The sequence below is a fragment of the Pseudomonas sp. JUb42 genome, assembly GCF_024807945.1.
Lineage (GTDB): Bacteria > Pseudomonadota > Gammaproteobacteria > Pseudomonadales > Pseudomonadaceae > Aquipseudomonas.
The window spans coordinates 134,933-155,820 of the sequence record NZ_JANUFD010000004.1 but is presented as its reverse complement, the minus strand read 5'-3'; the positions used below and the strand labels follow the sequence as shown (position 1 = coordinate 155,820).

Sequence of the window (20,888 nt, the reverse complement as noted above, 5' to 3'; positions counted from 1 at the left end):
TGACCATGAAAGACGTGCTGCTCCGGGATTTTTTCCACCTTCAGGCAAAAAAACTCAAAAATTTCCCAAGGTATGAACCCACGGGGTCATTTGTCGGCTCTCGACCGCCAGGGACTGAGCCAGAGCCTTGAGCGCGCGTTGCGGGTCGGTCAGGTCAAACACCCCGGTGATGCGCCGCTGTTTCAGTGCCGGATCGGCAATCACAATCCAGCCTTGGGTATAGCGTTGCAGATGATCGACGATCTCGGCCACGCTCTGGTTTTCCACAAACAATGAACCACTGCGCCATGAGGCCACTTCGTTGGGGCTCAGCCGTGAACGCTCGACCTGGCCGGACGGCCAGCTGAGTTTCAGGCGCTGGCCGGGCAACAAGCGTTCGCTCAGGGGCGGCTGGTCGTTTTCCGCCTGGATCTGCCCGTGTTCCAGTGCGACTTCGGCGGCATGGTCCTGCAAGTCCAGATCAAAGGCGGTGCCCAGCACACGGATGGACAACTGCCCGGCCCGCGCGATGAACGGGTGCTGCGGGTCGGGGGCAACCTGAAAGTAGGCCTGGCCCTTGAGCAGTTCTACCTGTCGGGTATCACCACTGCTCAGGCCATTGACCACACTCAGCGCACTTTGCGGGCCAAGGGTGACTGTTGAGCCATCGGCCAGTTGCACTGCGCGGGTTTCACCGACGCCGGTCTGGAAGTCGGCACGCAATGCCAGGCCGGCCTGGGGGGCGATCAGTACGGCAACCGCCGCCAGCCCTGCGGCCACGGCCAGGCCCGGCCAGACTAGCCGAGGGCGGCGACGTGCAGGCGGCGGTGCAACCGTTATCGACTCGACAACGGGGGTGGGCGCGACAGGAAGCTCACCCAGGGCACCCCAGAGTTTTTCCATTTTCCGCCAGGCGGCGCGGTGTTCATCGCTGTCCTGCAACCATTGCTCAAAGGCTTCCCGGGCCTGGGGCTCCTCCTGCAGGCGGATCTGCCAGTCTGCTGCCTGTTCGAGGGCGTCGTGCTTAATGTTCACGGGACGCTTCCTTGTTGTCGGGCTCGGCATAATCAGTCTCGTCCACCACTTTGGCCAGCTCCACCAGTGCCTCGCGCAGCAGACGGTGGGCGGTGGTCAGGGACACGCCCAGTTGTCGGGAGATCTCGGCCAGGGTGCAGCCGCCGAAACGGTGCAACTCCAGGGCCCGGCGGCTGTTTTCCGGCATGGCGTCGAGGGCAGCGAACAGCCGCTCCAGAGCCATGGTGTGCTGGCAGGTGTCGGCCGGGTCGCTGGCAGCAGGCAATAGCCAAACGGGCGGGGCGGCCTGATGTTCGTGCTCGCGACTGCGGCTGCGCATCAGGTCCAGGGCCAGATTGCGCACGATCCGATACAGATAGGCCACCGGTTGTTCGACGGCTGGTCTGGCGTTGCTCTGCTGCGGGGTAAAGCGAATCCAGGCTTCCTGAACGATATCCTCGGCCTGAGTGCGATCACCAATGATCTTCGCCGCATAGGTGACCAACTCCCGACGGACCGCGAGAAACATATGCAACTGCGCGGCAGGATCGGTCATCGGCAAGGTCTCGAAGGCATGGGTAAAGGCGGGGAGTTTAGGGCTGAACGATACGTGTTTTCAATTGCTAAGGGCGCTGACCGATTTCGGCGGGGCGAATATTTGAATGGGAATGATCATTGTGGGAGCGAGGCTTGCCCGCGAATACGGTTTTCACCCGTAGAGGATTCGGCGGGTGTACCGGCCTCTTCGCCGGCATGCCACGCTCCTGCGGGGATGTTGTTTCCTGTGCGACAGCACCTTGTCAGAGCCAGGCCTGCGCCGGGCTAAAAGACTACGCCTATCGTCCACCAATACTGCCTCTATTAGACCCCTGCCCAGAGCCGACTATCTTTATTCAAGCTCTGCAAAAACTGACACCTGATCAGCTCATAAAAACAGCAGAAGTCCGTATCGACCGAATACGACCCGAGGTAGCCCGACATGACCACCGAATCAAAATGCCCGTTCAACCACGCCGCTGGCGGCGGCACCACCAACCGTGACTGGTGGCCGAACCAGTTGAATTTGAAGATCCTCCATCAGCACTCGTCCTTGTCCGACCCCATGGGCGAGGCGTTTGACTATGCCAAGGAGTTCAAGAGCCTGGACTTCGAAGCGGTCAAGCAGGACCTGCGCGCCCTGATGACCGATTCCCAGGACTGGTGGCCCGCTGACTTCGGCCACTATGGCCCGCTGTTTATCCGCATGGCCTGGCACAGTGCCGGGACCTACCGCACCGGCGATGGCCGCGGCGGTGCCGGGGCAGGGCAGCAGCGTTTCGCCCCGCTCAATAGCTGGCCGGACAACGTCAGCCTGGACAAGGCCCGGCGTCTGATCTGGCCGATCAAGCAGAAGTACGGCCGCAAGATTTCCTGGGCTGACCTGATCGTCCTCACCGGCAACGTCGCGCTGGAAACCATGGGCTTCAAGACCTTCGGTTTCTCCGGCGGCCGCCCGGACGTCTGGGAGCCGGAAGAAGACGTGTACTGGGGCAACGAGAAAGTCTGGCTGGGCGGCGACACACGTTATGGCAAGGCTCAACCGCCTGGTGATGGCGCTCTGGTCGCCGAGCCGGAAAAACACGGTCAGGAACAAAGCCGCACCGGTCCGGCTGGCCGTAATCTGGAAAATCCTCTGGCCGCCGTGCAGATGGGCCTGATCTACGTTAACCCCGAAGGCCCGGAAGGCGTGCCCGATCCCGTTGCCTCGGCACTGGATATCCGCGAAACCTTTGGTCGCATGGCCATGAATGACGAAGAAACTGTCGCCCTGATTGCTGGCGGTCATGCCTTCGGCAAGACCCATGGTGCCGGCCCGGCCTCCAATGTCGGCCCTGAACCGGAGGCTGCGGGTCTGGAAGAGCAGGGCTTCGGCTGGAAAAGCAGCTTTGGCAGCGGCGTGGGTGGCGATGCCATCACCAGCGGCCTGGAAGTGACCTGGACTTCGACCCCGACTCAATGGAGCAACGAGTACCTGGAAAACCTGTTCGGTTTTGAGTGGGAGTTGAGCAAGAGTCCGGCCGGTGCCCATCAGTGGACGCCCAAGAACGGCGCGGGCGCAGGCAAGATCCCCGACGCCCATGACCCGAGCAAACGCCGCGCGCCGAGCATGCTCACCTCAGACCTGGCCCTGCGTTTCGACCCGATTTACGAGCAGATTTCCCGACGTTTCCTGAATAATCCCGAGCAGTTGGCCGACGCCTTTTCCCGCGCCTGGTTCAAGCTGACCCACCGTGATATGGGCCCGCTGGCCCGTTACCTCGGTCCGGAAATGCCAACGGAAGAACTGCTTTGGCAGGACCCGATCCCGGAAGTCGATCACCCGCTGGTGGACGATCAGGACATCGCCGCCCTCAAGGCCAAGGTGCTGGCTTCGGGCCTTACCGTCTCGCAGCTGGTTTCGACTGCATGGGCCGCTGCGTCGACCTTCCGTGGTTCTGACAAGCGCGGCGGCGCCAATGGCGGACGCCTGCGTCTGGCGCCGCAGAAAGACTGGCCGGTCAATCAGCCGGAACAACTGGCTCGCGTGCTCACTACCCTCGAAGGCATTCAGCGTGAGTTCAATGCAAGCGGCAAGAAAATCTCCCTGGCCGACCTGATCGTGCTGGCGGGCAGCGCCGGAGTCGAACTGGCGGCGAGCAAGGCCGGTTATCAACTGGATGTGCCGTTCACGCCGGGGCGCATGGATGCTTCCCAGGAACAGACGGATGTCGAGTCGTTCGGCTTCCTGGAACCCGTCGCCGATGGCTTCCGCAACTACCTCAAGGGCCAATACACGGTTTCTGCCGAAGCGCTGTTGGTCGACAAGGCGCAACTGCTGACCCTGAGCGCTCCGGAAATGAGCGTGCTGCTCGGCGGCCTGCGGGTGCTGAAAGCCAATGTCGGCGATAGCGCCCACGGCGTGTTCACTCAGCAGCCGGAAGCCCTGACCAACGACTTCTTTATCAACCTGTTGGATATGAACACCGAGTGGCGCCCAGGCTTCAACGACACCTTTGAAGGGCGTGATCGCAAGACCGGCGCGACCAAGTGGACCGGCAGCCGGGTCGACCTGGTATTCGGTTCACATGCGCAGTTGCGGGCGATTGCCGAGGTCTATGGCAGTGCGGATGCCCGGGACAAGTTCGTCGCGGACTTCGTCAAGGCGTGGGTCAAGGTGATGAATCTGGACCGGTTTGATCTGAAGTAGCTGTTCACCCAAGGACACCAAGTGATCAAGTGGGAGCGGATTCATCCGCGAAGACGGTATTTCAATCGATGAAGATCCATCGAGTGTACCGACCTCTTCGCGGATAAACCCGCTCCCACCCATGCGTCGCCCCCGAAAGGGGATTGATCGCAAATCTCACTCCTGAATCGCGTTCACCGCGCAATACTCGGCCCATTCCATACCCAGCGCCTCGGCCACCTGACGGTGGGCTTCCAGGCGCATGGCTTTGAGCTGTTCAGGGGTTTCAGCTATCCATTGCAGGGCAAACTCCCAGGTCTCGATACCCAGTGCCTCGGCTTCGTCCTCGAACGCCCACTGCGTCTGCTGCTTCTGCTCGTGGGCGCTCAGGTCCTTGATCTCGTCCTGCAACGTGGTGTTGCTCGCGAGGTATTTCGCCAGTGCGGCGTCATTCCATTCCAGTGCGTCCATGGCGGTACTCCTGCGTTGGGTGAAATTAGGCGGCGTGGGATTGTGCGCGATAGCGTAGACGGCTACCAGCATAGGTGTAGAGTCGGCTGGGTTTTTTACGGTTTCCTTTTTCCGACGACGAGGACGTTCAGATGATCAAAGTCAGTGTGATGTATCCGTTCCAGGAAGGTGCCCGGTTCGACCACGACTACTACCGCGACAAGCATATGCCGCTGGTGCAGTCGCTGATGGGCGACGCCTGCAAGCAGTATGCGGTGGACAAGGGCATTGGCGGCGGCATCCCCGGCTCGGCGCCCATGTTCGAGGCGGCCTGCCATATCTATTGCGAGTCGGTGCAGGCTTTTCAGGATGCGATCGGTCCGCACTCGGCAGTGATCCAGGCCGATATCATCAACTACACCGACCTGACGCCGGATATTCAGATCAGTGAAGTGCGGGTGGGTTGAGGCAGTCGATCAGGGATGAACGATGACCTTACCACCCTCGAAGTTGCCGTAAGTGATCTTGATCCGACTGGCTTCTTTGGCGGTGGACTGGCCGCCAGAAGGGTCGAAGCATTCGGCCTCGTAGCGTGCTTCCAGGCAGTTTGACGGTACTTTCGGCGGCGGCGGGCGCATGGCCTGATTGCTTTTGTACAGGTCCGACTCAACCAGGGTGGTTCTGGCGCCGAGGGGGATCTGCAGGATCCGCGTGGCGTTGTTATTGATGATAAAGACGTGATCCGCAGGCTCACCATCGCGCGCCAGGAGCGGCGGACCGCGGCGTTGCAGGGCGACATCGCCGACACCATCCGGACAGGCGGTCGAGGAATAGATGACCTTGCCTTCAGGCGTCGTGCATTTAAAGATTTCGCTATGCGCCTGCGTGCAAATAACGGTTGCCGCGGCCGCCAAAGCAAACGATATCCGTTTCATCGCTCAACACTCCTTGTTAATGGCGCAAGGCTAGCATTTGCCCCCCTTATCGGGCAAACATCCCCCACCAGAACACATGACCAAGAATGGCTATCTGTTCTTCCTGAACCTGCTGAAAGGTGTAGTCCTCGTCCGGGTGCTCGTCACGGTTGAAACTGCGAAAACGAATGCCCGACGGCAGGCGATAGACCTGCTTCACCCGCAACTGGCCGTTATGGTTGATGGCATAGAGATCGCCATCGACGATATCGCCAATGGCCGACTTGCCGACATTGACCCCTACCGTGGCGCCATCGCGCAGCACCGGCAACATGCTATTGCCACGCACGGTGACGCATTTGGCCTGATCGAACTGCACGCCGTTATGGCGCAGGCTGCGCTTGCCAAAGCGCAACGATGCGTTGGAGCTCTCCTCGATCACGAATCTTCCTGATCCTGCCGCCAATTCAACCTCGCGAAGAAAAGGGACCGACACTTCATCGTCGTCCAGAGGCGTCTGGTCATCCCAGATGCTGATGTCCTGCAACTCGGTATGCGCGGCATTGGCGCGTGAAGTCACCGCCGCCAGGGGCACACGCCCGCGTAGCTGATCGGTGGTCACGCGGAAATACTCGGCGATTTTCGAGATGTGCTTGTCCGCCGGATCGGCGATTTTATCGTTGAGGATCCGGGACAGAGTGGATTGAGGCACTTCGGTGCGGCGATGGAGTTCCGTGGGGGAAATTCCGTCCCGGGCCAGCAGCTCTCTTAAAACGGTCGATACGGTGCGATTGTGCATGGCGTGCATATTGATTCGCGTTTGTGCATATTGCAAATGCTATTTTGCATTGAAAACATGCGTTAGTGCATATATATTTATGTCGTCGGAGATAAATGCACTTCAATCCCGAGAGACTCACCATGACGCCGGAACTCTATCCATCAGTCTGGGCTGGCATCTGGCTGACCCTCACCCAACCTCTTTGGCAAGGCGTAGTAATGGCTATGGCCATCTCCGTCCTGCGTGTCTTGTATGAAGCCAAGGAAACCAGCGCTTTGCGCATTCTGCTCGAATCCTTGCTTTGCGGGGGGCTCAGCTTATGCGCCAGCAGCATCATTGAATGGATGGCGTGGCCACCCAATCTGTCGATTGGCGCAGGTGGGGTGATTGGTTTTGTCGGTGTCAAAGCTCTTCGCGACGTAATTGTTCGCTTCATTCATCGCAAGGTCGATGCGGCCTGATGTGCCGGCCGCCGCTGGTTGTTTGAATAGCGCGATCGGACTCTGTGGGAGCGAGGCTTGCCCGCGAAGGCGATGCGTCAGGCTCGGAAAAGTTTAGCGGATGTACCTGCCTCTTTGCGGGCAAGTCGGATCGCCGCCCGCTCGCTCCCACAGGATGGTTGATGGTACTTCCTGGAGGGCGTTTCTCTTTCTCTTGAATGAAATTTCTGAAGTGAGTTTGGCCTCTTGCTCGTGCCATTTCGAGACTCTAGGATGCGCCGTCGCTAAGGTATTGGTGATCGGGTTTAGCAGCCTGTTTTCGGAATATGAAACGCAAATGTTGTTACGGATAACGGCTTTGCAGAGCGCATTTTTTTTGATGCGCTGAACATTCATCAATAACGAGACAGACCATGATCAAAACACTTACACCCGAATCCCTCGCTGCCCTCGAAAAATCCCTGCTCACGATCTCCGACATGCTGCGTTGCACCACCGCCGTCGCTTATGAAAGCGGCGAAGCGCGGGCGGGCGATGAGCGTGATTTGCCCTTTGCTGTTGTGCATATGCTGGGTGCAATGAGGGCAGAGTTGGACCTGTCGTTGCGTCACGTCGGTGCCTGCTGAGACCTGGTAAACGTGGGAGCCGGCTTGCTGGCGAGGCGTCAGGTCAGTCACTGACGCTATTGCGAGCGCTTCGCACTCGATCGCCACCCAGGCGGCTCCCACAGGTCTTGCGCTAGATATGCAACCACGCCAACAGACCCAACACCACACTGCCACCGGCCGCCGTGTAGGCGAGGTTTTTCAGCCATTCCTTGCGCGTCAGCAACGTGATGGCGGCCATTGAAATGGCAATCTGAATGGCCATCATCGCCTGTGCCCAACGGTGGTGCTGGTGCAGGGCCTTTTCCGATTTCTCGTCCCATTCGCTGGCCTGGGCTTCGAGTTCGTCGGCCTTTTTCTTGACCTCTTCTTTCTCGGCCTTATAGCGCTGCGCTTCGGCGGCGTAGTGCTTGCTGTCGACGCCTGGGATCTGCATGGCCAGTTCCGACAGGTTCTGGCGGCTGGATTTGGCCTGGTAGTAATTCCACTGGTTCGACGCTTCGGTTTTCTTGATGGCCGCGTTGTTCTTGTCGATAGCCGCTTCGCTTTCGCTGGAGCCCGCCTGATAGCTGAGCAAGGCGCCGAGGGTGGCCATGATGGCCGTCATGACCGCGATTTTGCTGGCGAAGCTGTCGCCGTGACGGTGGGCGTGCTCGGTAACGTGTTCCACATGGCGCTCGTGAGGGCTGGGAACTTCGAACTCTTCAATCATGGGGGCGGATCTTTGGGCGAAGGGGGAGGGCACGCAGTGTAATGGCGCTTCATATACAAAGTGCTATCGTAATGTATCGATTCTGATACCGTATCTGAACAGTAGCTGAACGGATGGCAAAAACGCCAAATGCGTCAGCGTATTTGCCCTTTAATGCGCTGAATCTGCCATCCGTAACGTAGGAAAAGCCCGCCGGGCTTTTTTTGCGTTTGGGCATGGCGACAGACTGTCGGGTTTTTCCGTGAGAACCCGTAGAAAAACAATAAAGCGCCGTTCCCTGATGGGCGGCAATGGATAAGACATGTCTCGCCTCGTTGTAGCGGTTAGCGCCGTTGATATGCAGGACGTTACCGGGGTTGGTGACGGGCAGGACGATCAAGGAATGATGTTATGAGCAGTACGCGCTTTTCCCATATAGATAGCCTGCGGGCGATTGCCGCTCTGTTGGTGATCTGGATGCACACCAGCGAGCAGTTTGTGCTGATCGCGACCCCGTCTATTCAAGACCGGCTTCATGACTTTGCCGCGCTGATTGATGTCGGCCGCATTGGCGTGGTGATTTTCTTCGCCGTCAGCGGTTTCGTGATTCCGTCCAGCTTGCGCGGCGAGCGACGAGAGTCCTGCCGCGAGTTTCTGATCAAGCGCCTGTTTCGCTTGTATCCGGTCTACTGGTTCTCCATTCCTTTTGGCCTGATTACCTTTTGGTATATCTGGGGCAAGGACATCTCTCTGTCGTCGATCCTGTGGAACCTGACCATGCTGCAGGAGGCCATGGGCCATCCTTCGGTGCAGGGGCAGTACTGGACTTTGCAGACCGAGCTGGCGTTCTACGTCTTGTGCGTGGTGCTGTTCGTGCAGGGTGTATTGCGTTCGCCAACCGTATTGATCGGGCTGATTTTTGCCTTCAGCACCTTTACGTTGTTGCCGCTATTGGTGGCGTTTGTCGGCCATCCATTGCCCTACACGCCGGATCCGGTGCTGACGATGTTATCGCTGCACTTGAGCATCATGTTCTGGGGCGCATTATTTCGCATGTGGTATGACGGCCAGGCGCTGCCCGTACTGGCGAAACTGTCAGTATTTGGATTCGTCGGCCTGTGGGCGATGTTTGCCGGGGTGGCGGTCACTTATTACATGGTGAAAGTCGATCCGGATATCAAAGTTATTCACTTCTTTATCCCTTATGCCATTGGCATCGTGACCTTTCTGGCACTGGCCACGGTGTGCAAGTTGAACTGGGCCTGGCTGGCCTGGTTGGGGGCGATCAGTTATTCGCTGTACCTGTTCCACCCGGTGGTGATGTACAGCATGGTCTGGGTGATCCAGAACTGCCATATCGAGTGGCTTCAACACTGGTACACCGGCGCTTATATGGCCGTTGCGCTATTGGGGACTATCGGGATGTCGGCACTGACCTATAAGTACATCGAGCTGCCGGCGATCCGCATGGGCAACGCCCTGGCGCGTCGCTCGCGCACGCCGGTGCAGATCGTGCCTCAGGCCGGAGTGCTGAAGTAAGGCGCAGGCACTATCGGTAAAGAAAAAGCCCTGACCTGCTCAGGGCTTTTTTATGCGCGATTTATTGTGCCGAGAGCAGCCATTTGCCGCCGACCAGGGTAAAGGTGTCCTGCTGTTTAATGCTTGTGCCCGTGAGCATGCTGATGTTTGCGCTCACCCGTGCTTTATCACCGGGTAGCAGCTGCACCCCAGTCACATCCACCTGCTGGACGAACTGATGCAGGCTGACAAGGCTATCGCACAGTTCCTTATCGTTGCTGTGCATTTTTGCAACGAGCTGGGGCCAGTCGCTGAGCTTGCGCATGTCTGCGCAGTTGGTCGATGCCCAGAAAACCTTGAAGGCGTTTGCGGCAGATTTTTCCTGTTCGGATAGATCCTGTGCCCAAGCAACAGTGCTTGTCAGAGACAGGGCGAAAGCGAGGGCGAATATCAGGTGTTTCAATACTTAGTCCTTGGATGAGCATGGTCGAGCGTTTTGTCGCATTCGCGACACGACGAAACCGCAAGCCTGTTGCAGCGCTTGCGGAGCATGAAAGGGAGGGGCTGTCGGAGGCTGCGATCCGTTCGCAGCCTTCGGCAGCTCCTACAAAGCCTCTGTCTGACTCAGGAGTGATGTTCGCTGTGAGTCGGATGAGAGTGTGGAATGTTCTTGGGCCCCATGATCGCCCAGAGCATCACGCCCAACACTGGCACCCAGATGATTATCACCTGCCAAAATGCCTTGCTCTCAGCATTGGCGGCGCTGCGCCGAATACTGAAAACAGCAAACAGATCAGCAAGCACCACGACTACAGCCAACATTATCCAGTAATACTCAGTTCTCATGTGTCACCTCCGCACGGTTACAGGATTAGTGTAGGCGGGAGTGGGAAGGGTTCAGAGAAATTCACGAACTGACGATGGATGGTGCATTTGCATCGCTCGACTGAATGAGTCTTGGCAGTATGCACGGGACAAGAAGGAGTTTTTTTCCAAACGCCAAAAACCACAAAGCCCCTGAGTTCGCTAGGAATCTCAGGGGCTTTGCGTTGTTTCAATTTGGCGGTGAAGGAGAGATTCGAACTCTCGATACAATTTCTTGTATACACACTTTCCAGGCGTGCTCCTTAAGCCACTCGGACACTTCACCGTATCTCGTCACAGGCTTGCTGTGTCGAGGCGCGCTAATGTAGTTGAAACCTTTCCCGAACGCAAAACTTTTTTTCAGAATTTTCATGCGGTTAAGCAGAAAAGCGTCCGGCAGTGGCTAAAAGCCTTGCCGGACGCCTGGGGTTGCCTTGGATCAGGCGCCGAAGCCGCCGTCGATGGTCAGGCCGGCACCGGTGATGTAACCGGCTTCCGGGCCTGCCAGGTAGCTGACGAAGCTGGCGACCTCTTCAACGTGGCCGTAGCGACCGACGGCCATCAGCGGGATCAGCGAGTCGGCGAAGTCGCCGCTGGCCGGGTTCATGTCGGTGTCGACCGGGCCGGGCTGAACGTTGTTGATGGTGATGCCGCGCGGGCCCAGGTCGCGGGCCAGGCCTTTGGTCAGGCCGACCAGCGCCGATTTGCTCATGGCGTAGACGCCGCCACCGGCGAAGGGCATGCGGTCGGCGTTGGTGCTGCCGATGTTGATGACGCGGCCGCCTTCTTTCATATGCTGTGCGGCGGCCTGGGTGGCGATGAAGACGCTGCGCACGTTGATGTTCAGGGTGCGGTCGAAGTCTTCCATGCTGAAGTCTTCCAGCGGGCCGACGGCCAGTACGCCAGCGTTGTTGACCAGAATGTCCAGGCCGCCAAAGGCTTGCACGGTGCTGGTGACCGCTGCGCGGATGGCTTTTTCATCGGCGCTGTCGGCGTGGATGGCCAGAGCCTTGCCGCCTGCAGCGGTGATGCTGTCCTGCAGTTCCTTGGCCTTGGCTTCGGAGCTGACGTAGGTAAAGGCGACTGCTGCGCCTTCTGCGGCCAGGCGCTTGACGATGGCGGCGCCGATGCCGCGTGAGCCGCCCTGGACCAGTGCGGTTTTGCCGGTGAGGTTTTGTGCGTAAGTCATGGTGTTCTCCAGTAGTGGGGGGGTGAGTTGATGGGGGCCAGTATCGAACTCTGATTAACTCCTGAGTAGCCGGTAATTGAGATAGTCTGTGTAAACCAAAAGTATCGAATCGCGACGTCATGGAACACTTCAACAGCATCGAGTGTTTCGTTTGCAGCGCCGAGGTAGGCAGTTTTGCCGAGGCCGCACGGCGTTTGAGCCTGACGCCAGCGGCAGTGGGCAAAAGTGTCGCGCGCCTGGAGGCCGGACTTGGCGTGCGGCTGTTCCAGCGTAGTACCCGCAGCCTGACCTTGACTGAAGCGGGGCAAAGATTTCTGGCCGAGGTCGGTACCAGCTTCCATACCATCCAGAATGCCGTGGCCAATATCGCCAGCGCCCAGGGTCAGCCCGCAGGCACGCTCAAGGTCAGCATGGGCACGATATTCGGGCGGCTGTATGTGTTGCCGCTATTGGGTGAGTTCCTGCGGCGCTATCCGGCGATCAGTCCGGACTGGCATTTTGATAACCGTCAGGTGGATTTGATTGCCCAAGGGTTCGATGCTGCCATTGGCGGCGGTTTCGAGCTGCCTCAAGGCGTGGTGGCGCGCAAGCTGGCGGTGGCGCATCGGGTGTTGGTGGCGTCCACCGGCTACCTGGCCAGTCATGCGCCGATCAGCCATCCGGACGATTTGTTCGGGCACGATGGCATTCTGATCCGTTCGCCCCAGACTGGCCGTGTGCGCAATTGGCCGCTGACCAGTCGCCAACAGACGCAAAGCCCGCTGAGCCTGAAACAACGCATGACCATGAGCGATTCCGAGGCCGCCTGCTCTGCCGCCGAACAGGGCCTGGGCGTCGCCCTGGTGAGCATGCCGTTCGCCTTGCCTTATCTGAAGAGCGGCGCCTTGCAACGGGTGCTGCCGGACTGGTATGTCGATGATGGCAATATTTCGCTTTATTACCGCGAGCACAAACTGCTGCCCGGCAAGAGCCGGGCCTTCGTCGACTTCATCATCGAGCAGTTCGCCGAGCAGGGTTTGGCTCAGCGATTCAGTGCGATTTGACCATTTACCTCTTCGGGACACTCCCATGCACCTGCACTCCAACACCACCCTGATCATCATCGACATGCAACAGGGCATGAACCACCCAAAGTTGGGGCGGCGCAACAATCCGGATGCAGAGAGCCAGATGCTGGCGCTGTTGCAGGCATGGCGCCAGGCCGGGCGGCCGGTGATTCATGTGCGGCATTTTTCCCGTTCGCCGGATTCGGTGTTCTGGCCCGAGCAGTCGGGGGTGGAGTATCAACCGGCTTTTATGCCGTTGCCGGGCGAGCGGGAGTTGCGCAAGCAGGTGCCGGATGCGTTCAGCGCCAGAGTTTTGCAGCAATGGCTGCGCGATGACGCGATCACTCAGGTGGTGATCGTCGGCGTGATTACCAATAACTCGGTGGAGTCTACGGCGCGCAGTGGCGGCAATCTGGGCTTCGAGGTGATCGTGCCCCATGACGCCTGTTACACCTTCGACGGCGCGGACTTCTTTGGCACGCCGCGTACGGCTGAAGAGGTGCATGGCATGTCCCTGGGCAACCTGCATGGCGAATATGCAACGGTGCTGGCGACCCGGGACTTGCTGGCGGCTGACTGATTATTCGTGATGGGCCCGGGCGCGCTTGAGCAGCTTCTTGCAGCGCTCGGACAGGTGAATGATCCGCACATGCTTGCCCGCCTTGGCGTAGCGCTCGCGCAGAGTATTCAGGGCGGCGATTGCGGAGTAGTCGACGAAGGCCAGGTGGCTGCAATCCAGGGTGACGTGGTCCGGGTCGTTGGCCGGGTCAAACTGATTGAGGAAGGCGGTGGTCGAGGCGAAAAACAGTGTGCCGTGGACGTGATACAGCTTCTCGCCGTTTTCCACATGGCTGTCCGAGTACAGCTGTCGGGCGTGCTGCCAGGCGAAATTCAGGGCGGCGATGATGATGCCGTAGAACACTGCCGTGGCCAGGTCGGTCAGGACTGTGATGACGGTCACGGCAATGATCACCAGGACGTCGTTGAGCGGCACCTTGTTGATCACACGCAACGAGGCCCAGGCAAAGGTCTGCTGTGACACCACGAACATCACCCCGACCAGGGCGGCGAGGGGGATGCTCTCGATCATCGGCGAGAGAAACAGTATGAACAACAGGATTGCCACGCCCGCGACGACGCCCGACAACCGGCCGCGCCCACCCGAACCCAGGTTGACGGCGGTCTGCCCGATCATGGCGCAGCCGCCCATGCCGCCGAACAGGCCCGAAGCGATATTGGCCGCGCCCAGGGCGACGCATTCGCGATCTGGATACCCGCGGCTTTCGGTGATTTCGTCGGTGAGGTTGAGGGTCAGCAGGGTTTCCAGCAGGCCGACCAGAGCCATGAGGATTGCGTAGGGCGCGATGATGCGCAGGGTATCGAGGTTCCAGGGGATATCCGGCACGGCAAAAGCTGGCAGGCCACCGGCGATATGGGCCATGTCGCCAAGGGTATGGGTCGGCAGTTTCAACAGGTAGACCAGCAGCCCGGTGGTGAGGATCGCTACCAGAGCCGGCGGCACGCTACGGGTCAGGCGCGGCAGCAGGTAGACGATGGTCATGGTCAGGGCCACCAGGCCGACCATCAGATACAGCGACGGGCCGCTGAGCCAGGTGTCACCGGACTTGAAGTGCTCCAGCTGAGCCATGGCAATGACGATGGCCAGGCCGTTGACGAAGCCGAGCATCACCGAGTGCGGCACCATGCGCACCAGCTTGCCCAGTCTCAGCAGACCAAAAGCCATCATCACCACGCCGCCCAGCAGCACCGTGGCCAGCAGGTATTGCACGCCGTGTTGCACCACCAGCGCGACAATCACCACCGCCATTGAGCCCGCCGCACCAGAAACCATTCCCGGCCGTCCACCGAACAGTGCCGTAAGGGTGCAGATAATGAATGCGCCATATAGGCCCATCAGCGGGTTGAGATGGGCCACCAGGGCAAAGGCAATACATTCAGGGACAAGGGCGAACGAGGTGGTGAGCCCGGCCAGGGCGTCGGTGTATAGGCGTTTGGCGGTCATGAATTACCTGTTGAACCTGGGGCGGGGAATGGGGCCAATGAGAATGGCAGCGCCATGTGTCGCTATTTCGGGGATGGCAATCCTACAGCAATTTGCCTGCCATTCGATTTGCTCAATTGACCATGCCTCTGCGTAGGAGCTGCCGATGGTGGTCATGCCATCGCGCGGGCCATCTGCTATATGCTTGCACCCCTTGCCCAGACAGACGGTGATTGGTTGATGAGCGCGGTATCCCCCCTGCAAGCCTACGAACAGGCGGTCGCACAACGTGGTTTTCAGCCTGATGCAGCGCAATTGCAGGCGGCGCAGCAACTGGAGGCGTGCTATCAGGCGTTGCAGGGCAACGGCGTTCCGGCCAAGGGTGTGTACCTGTGGGGGCCGGTGGGGCGTGGTAAAACCTGGCTGATGGACCGCTTTTTCGACAGCCTCAGCGTGCCAGCCCGGCGCCAGCACTTTCATCACTTCATGCGTTGGGTGCACAAGCGCCTGTTCGATCTGGTCGGCACTGCCCAGCCACTGCAGGTGCTGGCTAAAGAGCTGGGGCGGGATGTGCGGGTGCTGTGTTTCGATGAGTTATTCGTCACCGATATCGGCGATGCGGTAATCCTCGGCGGCCTGTTACAGGCCATGTTCGAAGAGGGCGTGGTGCTGGTTTCGACCTCCAACCAGCCGCCCGAGCAGTTGTATAGCAACGGCCACAATCGTGAGCGCTTCGTTCCGGCCATTGCGGCGATCAACCGCTATATGCAGGTGCTCAGCGTCGATGGTGGCGAGGATCATCGCCTGCATCCGGGGCAACTGCATCAGCGCTACTGGCTGAGTCAGGCCGGTGTGGCCAGTGCCCTGACGGGTGTATTCGAGCGTTTGAGTGCAGGTCAGGCGGCGTCTGCTGAGCCGGTCATGCTGGGTCGCCGGGCGATCAATGTGGTGCGCCAGACGCCTACGGTTCTGTGGTGTCGCTATGCCGACCTGTGCGAGCAGCCCTTGGCGGCCATGGATTTCATCGAGCTGTGCGACCGTTTCTCGGCGGTGCTGCTTGGCGAAGTACCGGCATTGAGCGCGCCCCAGCGCGAAGGGCGGATTGCCCGTGGCACCGAGGATGCAGTGGAACAAGTGGTGGCCGGGGACCGCGAATTGCCTCAGCTATCGCCGCATGACGATGGCGTGCGCCGTTTCATTGCCCTGGTGGACGAGTGCTACGACCGCCGCGTACCCCTCTATATCGAAGCGGCACAGCCCATGGACGCGCTGTACACCCAGGGTTATCTGTCGTTCGCCTTTCGCCGCACGTTGAGCCGTTTGCAGGAGATGCAGCTGGAGCGGTTTACCGACTGACTGCCTTCATCGAACCTATGCCTTGAAACGCAATCCCGTGGGAGCCGGCTTGCTGGCGATAGCGTCGGGTCAGCCACTGACGTTCTGCGAGCGCTTCGCACTCGATCGCCAGCAAGCCGGCTCCTACGGGTTCGTAGTCTTATCCAGGCGTGTCAACGGCGCCTTTGCGCCAACAGATGTTTGCAGCCTTCACCCATCAGCACCAGCACGGCCAGCCAGATCGGCAGATAAGTCATCCATTCATCACGGCCAATGCTTTCCCCCAGCAACAGCGCGACCCCCACCAGCAGCACCGGCTCCACATAGCTGAGCAGGCCGAACAGGCTGAATGCCAGCAGGCGACTGGCGAGGATGTAGCTGATCAGGGCCGAGGCGCTGATCAACCCCAGTAACGGAATCAGGCCGTACAACGCGGGAAACTCGCGCAGCGCACCGGGGTTGCCATGGACGATGAACCACAGGCTGGCGGGCAGCAGCAGGGCCATGTCGCACCACAGGCCACCGAGGTTATCGACCTTGAGCCGGCGGCGCAGAATGAAATAGAACGGGTAGCCCAGGCAGACCAGCAGGGTCTCCCAGGAGAAACTGCCCAGGCGCAGCAACTCGTTGCCGACCCCGACCAGCGCACAGGCAGCCGCGATTTTTTGCAGGCGCGACAGATGTTCGCCGTACACAACACGGCCGGTAAGAATCATGCTCAACGGCAGCAGGAAATAACCGAGGGACACCTCCAGGCTGCGCCCGTGCAACGGCGCCCACATGAACAGCCACAGTTGCACGCCCATCAACGCCGAGCACAATGGCAGGCCGATCCATAGCAATGGCTCGCGGCGGATGCGGGAGAGCAGGCTGCGTACCAGATGCCATTCACCGCTGAGCAGCAGGAACAGGGTCGCGCAGGGGGCGGTCAGGAGCATGCGCCAGCCGAAGATTTCTTCGCCGCTGAGCGGTTTGAGCAAGGAGGTGTAGTAGTACATCACGGCAAACAGGCAGGACGCCGAAACCGACAAGACAATCCCTTTGTACACAGCGGCCTCGTTTATCTTTTTATTGGATGACTGAACGAGGGCCAGTCTATCCGAAGCGCACCACAAAAGGGCTGGCAGGAAACGACCTACGTTTGGCAGGGAACGATATACCGCGCCGATTGAGCGGTGTCGGGCCAGCCCCGAAACTATATCCAACGCGTCAAGACGGCGCGACTTCCTACAGGACAGCCTTCATGAGCACTTCCATCGCCGGTATCAAAATCCCTGACAGCGCACTGGCCCGGGCTACCACCGAGTACATCCGCGAGCAGGAAGACGACCTGCTGTTCCATCACTCGCGCCGGGTGTTTCTCTGGGGTGCCCTGAGCGGTGAGCGCAAGGGTCTCAAGTACGACGCCGAGCAGCTTTACGTGGGTGCGATGTTCCATGACCTGGGCCTGGTTGAGGCTCATCGCAGTGAGAAAGATCGCTTCGAAGTCGACAGCGCCAACGCGGCGGTGAAGTTCATGAAGCCATTCGGTCTGACCGATGCGGATATGGAACAGGTCTGGTTGTCCATCGCCCTGCACACCACGCCGGGCGTGCCCGAGCATCTGCGGCCGAATGTGGCACTGGTCACCGCCGGTGTGGAAATGGACGTGCTGGGTATCGACTACGCGGCGTTCCCCACCATGCAGCGTGAAGCCGTGGTGCATGCTCACCCGCGTGGTGATGGCTTCAAGGAATGCATCCTGTGTGCCTTCGCCAATGGCTTCAAGGACAAGCCCGATACCACGTTCGGCACGGTTAACGCGGATGTGCTGGTCGACGCGGTGCCGGGCTTCAAGCCGCTGAACTTCGTCGAGATCATCCGCAAGTCGCCCTGGATATCCTGATTCCACACATCTCTGTAGCAGCGAGGCTTTCCCGCGAAGGCGGTATTCCAGGCGATGAAGCATTTGTCAGATGTACCGATGCCTTCGCGGGCAAGCCCGGCTCCAACAAATTTGTGTGGTGCTGTTGGAGCAGGCCTCCCTCCAATTTTCCTCACCAGGAATGTTAGGCTTACGCATCTGCCGGATGGAACCGCCCGGCGTTTGCGAAGGATTCGGCATGACCTCCATCAGTACCCCCGCTCCCGTCCTGCCGGGGCGGGCGGAGCAGTTTTCCACGCGGGTTGCGTTTTTCATTGCCGGTTTTGGTGTTGCTGCCTGGGCACCGCTGGTGCCTTATGCCAAGGAGCGGGTCGGTCTGGATGATGGCACGCTGGGCTTGCTGCTATTGAGTCTGGGCCTGGGCTCGATCATTGCCATGCCCCTGGCCGGAGCGCTGGCGGCGCGTTTTGGCTGCCGTCGTGTGCTGACGGTTTCCAGCCTGTTGATCTGTTTGTGTCTGCCCTTGTTGGCGGTGGTTTCCAGCCTTCCTGTGTTCATTGCCACGCTGTTTGTGTTCGGCGCCAGCCTTGGCGCACTGGATTGCACGATCAATATCCAGGCGATCATCGTCGAGCGGGCCAGTGGCAAGACCATGATGTCGGGCTTCCATGGCCTGTTCAGCCTTGGCGGGATCGCGGGCGCAGCGGGCGTGAGTGCGGTGCTTGCCCTCGGTGCGTCGCCATTGATCGCCATGCTGGTGGTCGCGGCGGGTCTGCTGATCGCCTTGCTCAAGGCCTGGCCGCACCTGTTGACCTACGGCAGCGAACGCGGCGGCCCGGCTTTTGCCATTCCTCATGGGGTGGTGCTGTTCATTGGTCTGCTGTGCTTTACCGTGTTCCTCACCGAGGGCGCGATGCTGGACTGGAGCGCGGTATTCCTCACGTCCTTGCGCGGTGTGGAGACGGCGTATGCCGGGTTGGGCTATGCAGTGTTTGCCCTGACCATGACCCTTGGGCGCCTGTCCGGCGACTGGATCGTGCAGCGAATCGGGGCCAATCGAGTGATCATTTTCGGCGGGCTGTGTGCGGCGGCGGGCCTGGCGCTGGGTACGCTGGTTCCGAGCTGGGAGGCGACCTTACTCGGTTACGCCCTGGTCGGCGCCGGTTGCTCGAATATCGTGCCGGTGTGTTACAGCGCGGTGGGGCGGCAGACAAGCATGCCGGAAAATGTCGCGGTCCCGGCCATCAGCACCCTGGGTTACGGCGGCATTCTGGTGGGCCCGGCGGCGATAGGCTTTGTCGCCCATGTCAGCAACCTGGAACTGGCGTTTATGGTGATTGCCGTGATGCTGCTTGGTGTTGCGGCGAGCGGACGAATCCTGAAAACCTGAGCCGAGATGTGGGCGGATGCTGTGGGCTGGCGAACCGTGGGAGCGAATTCGCTCCCACCAGACTCGCTCCCACAACCCGTTCCCACAGTATTGCCTTAACCGTGCCTGTCACATCAGCTTACGCGCCATCCCCGACACCCGGATCGAGCTGCCCGGCTCATCCTTGATCTCTGCCCGTAGCAGCGAGCGGCTGCCCATGTCTTCGCCCTGGACGATATCGATCACGCCGCCATGGGGCCAGCCCAGATCACGCAGGTAGCCGGCAAAGGCGGCGGTGGCTGCGCCGGTGGCCGGGTCTTCGTAGACGCCGCCGTAGGCAAACGGGTTGCGGCTGTGGAAACGCTGCGGGCTCTCGGCAAAGATCAGCAGCACAGTGCCCCAGTTCTCGGCGGTCATCAGCTGTTGCCCGGCCTGTTGCTCGTAGTGCATGGCCTTGAGCTTTTCCCGACTGTTGAGGGCGATGACCAGGTGCTGAATGCCACCATTGATCAGCGCGGGCGGGATGGCCGGGTCGAGGTCGGCATGACTGTAACCGAACAGCGCCAGAGCTTTTTCCAGAGCCAGCGGGTCGAGCGGTTTGCTGAAGGTGGGCGGCGATTGCAGGGCGGCGCTGATCAACTCGCCCTGGGCATAGCCTTCGACGCTGATCTGCGCGTTGTTCAAGGTCAGTTGGTATTTGCCATCCCCGTGCAGACCGGCCAGTGCCGCGCCGAGGGCGATGGTGGCATGGCCGCAGAACGGCACTTCGGCTTCTGGCGCAAAGTAGCGCACGCGCCAGCCGCCTTCGATGGGCATGGCGAAGGCGGTTTCCGAGTAGCCAACCTCGGCGGCGATGCGTTGCATATCGATGGCTTGCGGCAGGCTGTCGCCAATCCAGACACCCGCCGGATTACCGCCTTGATCGCCATCGGAAAACGCTGCCAGTTTTAGAACGCCGCTTGTCATGCTTACAAAACCTTATGCGGGAAAATGAACGCCAATCTTGCGCGGATCGGCGTGGTTGTTCCAAGCAAAAGTTCTGATGCATGGCATTCAGCCGGCTGATCCACTCAAGCGGTCGGCGACATGGCGAAGCCGACGCCGAAACGGTTCCAGGCATTGATGGTGGCGATGGCCAGGGTCAGGTTGACCACTTCGGCTTCGCTGAAATGCTCCAGCAGGTTTTCATACTCGGCCTGATGCGGTTGGTGATGGGTTAGCAAGGTCATGCTTTCGGTCCAGGCCAGGGCGGCTTGTTCACGCGGGGTGAAGAAAGTGGTCTCTTTCCAGACGCTCAAGGTTTGCAGGCGTGCTTCGGTTTCGCCGGCCTTGCGCGCATCGTTGGCGTGCATATTCACGCAGTAGGCGCAGCCATTGAGCTGGGAAGCGCGCAGGCGCACCAGTTCCAGCAGCGAGTTTTCCAGGCCGGTCTGGCCGAGGGCGGCTTCCAGTGCGGCCATGGCTTTGTAGGCTTGCGGTGCGGCAGAGGCCCAGGCGAGACGTTTGTTCATGGGGAGGTGCTCCGTAAGGCAGTGAGTTTCGATGGCGCTACCTTAGTCTTTGGTTGCCATGAATTGGATAGCCAATTTCCTGCCTTTCAGGCAGACCAATTCACAACACAC

General features: G+C 59.9%; 23 protein-coding genes and 1 tRNA gene. 10 read left to right on the top strand and 14 right to left on the bottom strand.

The annotated features are described in order from the left end of the window. Positions 1 to 54: 54 nt before the first annotated feature. Both M2401_RS09640 and M2401_RS09635 read right to left on the bottom strand, forming a co-directional pair. Positions 55 to 1,014 (bottom strand): FecR family protein, encoded by a 960-nt coding sequence (locus M2401_RS09640; RefSeq protein WP_259102044.1) that lies wholly within the window; start codon positions 1,012 to 1,014, stop codon positions 55 to 57. Further along, positions 1,004 to 1,549, bottom strand: coding sequence for an RNA polymerase sigma factor (locus tag M2401_RS09635; protein WP_259102042.1), 546 nt, complete (start codon positions 1,547 to 1,549; stop codon positions 1,004 to 1,006). Before M2401_RS09635 ends, M2401_RS09640 begins: the two co-directional genes overlap by 11 nt. Positions 1,550 to 1,972: 423 nt before the next feature. Here M2401_RS09635 and katG point away from each other — a divergent pair, with 423 nt between their 5' ends. Further along, positions 1,973 to 4,219, top strand: a complete 2,247-nt coding sequence (gene katG, locus M2401_RS09630) for a catalase/peroxidase HPI (protein WP_259102039.1) — start codon at positions 1,973 to 1,975, stop codon at positions 4,217 to 4,219. 156 nt (positions 4,220 to 4,375) lie between these two features. On the opposite strand, the gene M2401_RS09625 is transcribed toward katG, so the two are convergent. Then, positions 4,376 to 4,669 (bottom strand): DUF6388 family protein, encoded by a 294-nt coding sequence (locus M2401_RS09625; RefSeq protein WP_259102037.1) that lies wholly within the window; start codon positions 4,667 to 4,669, stop codon positions 4,376 to 4,378. Positions 4,670 to 4,800: 131 nt separating this feature from the next. On the opposite strand from M2401_RS09625, the gene M2401_RS09620 reads away from it, so the two are divergent. Further along, positions 4,801 to 5,115 carry an EthD family reductase gene (locus M2401_RS09620; RefSeq protein ID WP_259102034.1) on the top strand — a complete coding sequence of 105 codons (315 nt, stop codon included), beginning with the start codon at positions 4,801 to 4,803 and terminating at the stop codon, positions 5,113 to 5,115. Positions 5,116 to 5,124: 9 nt separating this feature from the next. Here M2401_RS09620 and M2401_RS09615 read toward each other — a convergent pair whose 3' ends face one another. Beyond that, entirely contained in the window at positions 5,125 to 5,583 is a 459-nt protein-coding gene (locus M2401_RS09615) for a DUF4124 domain-containing protein (protein ID WP_259102032.1), read from the bottom strand. A gap of 46 nt (positions 5,584 to 5,629) precedes the next feature. After that, complete coding sequence (locus tag M2401_RS09610) at positions 5,630 to 6,361, bottom strand: S24 family peptidase (RefSeq protein ID WP_259102690.1); 732 nt, start codon at positions 6,359 to 6,361, stop codon at positions 5,630 to 5,632. Between the two features lie 122 nt (positions 6,362 to 6,483). Between M2401_RS09610 and M2401_RS09605 the strand changes: the two genes are divergently transcribed. After that, positions 6,484 to 6,804 carry a phage holin, lambda family gene (locus tag M2401_RS09605; protein WP_259102029.1) on the top strand — a complete coding sequence of 107 codons (321 nt, stop codon included), beginning with the start codon at positions 6,484 to 6,486 and terminating at the stop codon, positions 6,802 to 6,804. Between the two features lie 392 nt (positions 6,805 to 7,196). Continuing rightward, on the top strand, positions 7,197 to 7,409 hold the full coding sequence (locus tag M2401_RS09600) for a DUF3077 domain-containing protein (protein ID WP_259102027.1): 213 nt from the start codon (positions 7,197 to 7,199) through the stop codon (positions 7,407 to 7,409). Between the two features lie 112 nt (positions 7,410 to 7,521). On the opposite strand, the gene M2401_RS09595 is transcribed toward M2401_RS09600, so the two are convergent. After that, complete coding sequence (locus M2401_RS09595; RefSeq protein WP_259102024.1) at positions 7,522 to 8,100, bottom strand: DUF4337 domain-containing protein; 579 nt, start codon at positions 8,098 to 8,100, stop codon at positions 7,522 to 7,524. Between the two features lie 390 nt (positions 8,101 to 8,490). Between M2401_RS09595 and M2401_RS09590 the strand changes: the two genes are divergently transcribed. Then, positions 8,491 to 9,618, top strand: coding sequence for an acyltransferase (locus tag M2401_RS09590; protein ID WP_259102021.1), 1,128 nt, complete (start codon positions 8,491 to 8,493; stop codon positions 9,616 to 9,618). Between the two features lie 61 nt (positions 9,619 to 9,679). Here the strand turns inward: M2401_RS09590 and M2401_RS09585 are convergent, their stop codons facing one another. The 4 genes from M2401_RS09585 to M2401_RS09570 form a co-directional block, all read right to left on the bottom strand. Next, a complete protein-coding gene (locus M2401_RS09585; RefSeq protein WP_259102019.1) occupies positions 9,680 to 10,060 on the bottom strand; it encodes a hypothetical protein in 381 nt (126 codons plus the stop codon). Positions 10,061 to 10,221: 161 nt separating this feature from the next. After that, the gene (locus M2401_RS09580) at positions 10,222 to 10,443 is read right to left on the bottom strand and encodes a PLDc N-terminal domain-containing protein (protein ID WP_259102016.1); all 222 of its coding nucleotides are present in this window, start codon (positions 10,441 to 10,443) and stop codon (positions 10,222 to 10,224) included. Between the two features lie 214 nt (positions 10,444 to 10,657). Further along, a tRNA-Ser gene (locus M2401_RS09575) sits at positions 10,658 to 10,747 on the bottom strand. 153 nt (positions 10,748 to 10,900) lie between these two features. Further along, entirely contained in the window at positions 10,901 to 11,650 is a 750-nt protein-coding gene (locus M2401_RS09570) for a 3-oxoacyl-ACP reductase family protein (RefSeq protein WP_259102013.1), read from the bottom strand. A 119-nt stretch (positions 11,651 to 11,769) separates the two neighbouring features. Here M2401_RS09570 and M2401_RS09565 point away from each other — a divergent pair, with 119 nt between their 5' ends. Then, positions 11,770 to 12,693, top strand: a complete 924-nt coding sequence (locus tag M2401_RS09565; RefSeq protein WP_259102011.1) for a LysR family transcriptional regulator — start codon at positions 11,770 to 11,772, stop codon at positions 12,691 to 12,693. Between the two features lie 25 nt (positions 12,694 to 12,718). After that, on the top strand, positions 12,719 to 13,276 hold the full coding sequence (locus M2401_RS09560; protein ID WP_259102008.1) for a cysteine hydrolase family protein: 558 nt from the start codon (positions 12,719 to 12,721) through the stop codon (positions 13,274 to 13,276). Here M2401_RS09560 and M2401_RS09555 read toward each other — a convergent pair whose 3' ends face one another. Further along, complete coding sequence (locus tag M2401_RS09555; RefSeq protein ID WP_259102005.1) at positions 13,277 to 14,719, bottom strand: SulP family inorganic anion transporter; 1,443 nt, start codon at positions 14,717 to 14,719, stop codon at positions 13,277 to 13,279. Between the two features lie 219 nt (positions 14,720 to 14,938). On the opposite strand from M2401_RS09555, the gene zapE reads away from it, so the two are divergent. Continuing rightward, entirely contained in the window at positions 14,939 to 16,054 is a 1,116-nt protein-coding gene (zapE, locus tag M2401_RS09550) for a cell division protein ZapE (protein WP_259102004.1), read from the top strand. Between the two features lie 152 nt (positions 16,055 to 16,206). Here zapE and rarD read toward each other — a convergent pair whose 3' ends face one another. Then, complete coding sequence (gene rarD / locus M2401_RS09545; RefSeq protein ID WP_259102001.1) at positions 16,207 to 17,082, bottom strand: EamA family transporter RarD; 876 nt, start codon at positions 17,080 to 17,082, stop codon at positions 16,207 to 16,209. A 194-nt stretch (positions 17,083 to 17,276) separates the two neighbouring features. Here rarD and M2401_RS09540 point away from each other — a divergent pair, with 194 nt between their 5' ends. Further along, on the top strand, positions 17,277 to 17,918 hold the full coding sequence (locus M2401_RS09540) for an HD domain-containing protein (protein WP_259101999.1): 642 nt from the start codon (positions 17,277 to 17,279) through the stop codon (positions 17,916 to 17,918). Between the two features lie 217 nt (positions 17,919 to 18,135). Beyond that, positions 18,136 to 19,287: an MFS transporter gene (locus tag M2401_RS09535; RefSeq protein ID WP_259101997.1), complete on the top strand. Its 1,152-nt coding sequence runs from the start codon at positions 18,136 to 18,138 to the stop codon at positions 19,285 to 19,287. Positions 19,288 to 19,395: 108 nt separating this feature from the next. Here the strand turns inward: M2401_RS09535 and M2401_RS09530 are convergent, their stop codons facing one another. Both M2401_RS09530 and M2401_RS09525 read right to left on the bottom strand, forming a co-directional pair. Further along, positions 19,396 to 20,232 carry a PhzF family phenazine biosynthesis protein gene (locus M2401_RS09530; RefSeq protein ID WP_259101995.1) on the bottom strand — a complete coding sequence of 279 codons (837 nt, stop codon included), beginning with the start codon at positions 20,230 to 20,232 and terminating at the stop codon, positions 19,396 to 19,398. Between the two features lie 104 nt (positions 20,233 to 20,336). Then, a complete protein-coding gene (locus M2401_RS09525; RefSeq protein ID WP_259101992.1) occupies positions 20,337 to 20,777 on the bottom strand; it encodes a carboxymuconolactone decarboxylase family protein in 441 nt (146 codons plus the stop codon). Between the last annotated feature and the right edge of the window lie 111 nt (positions 20,778 to 20,888).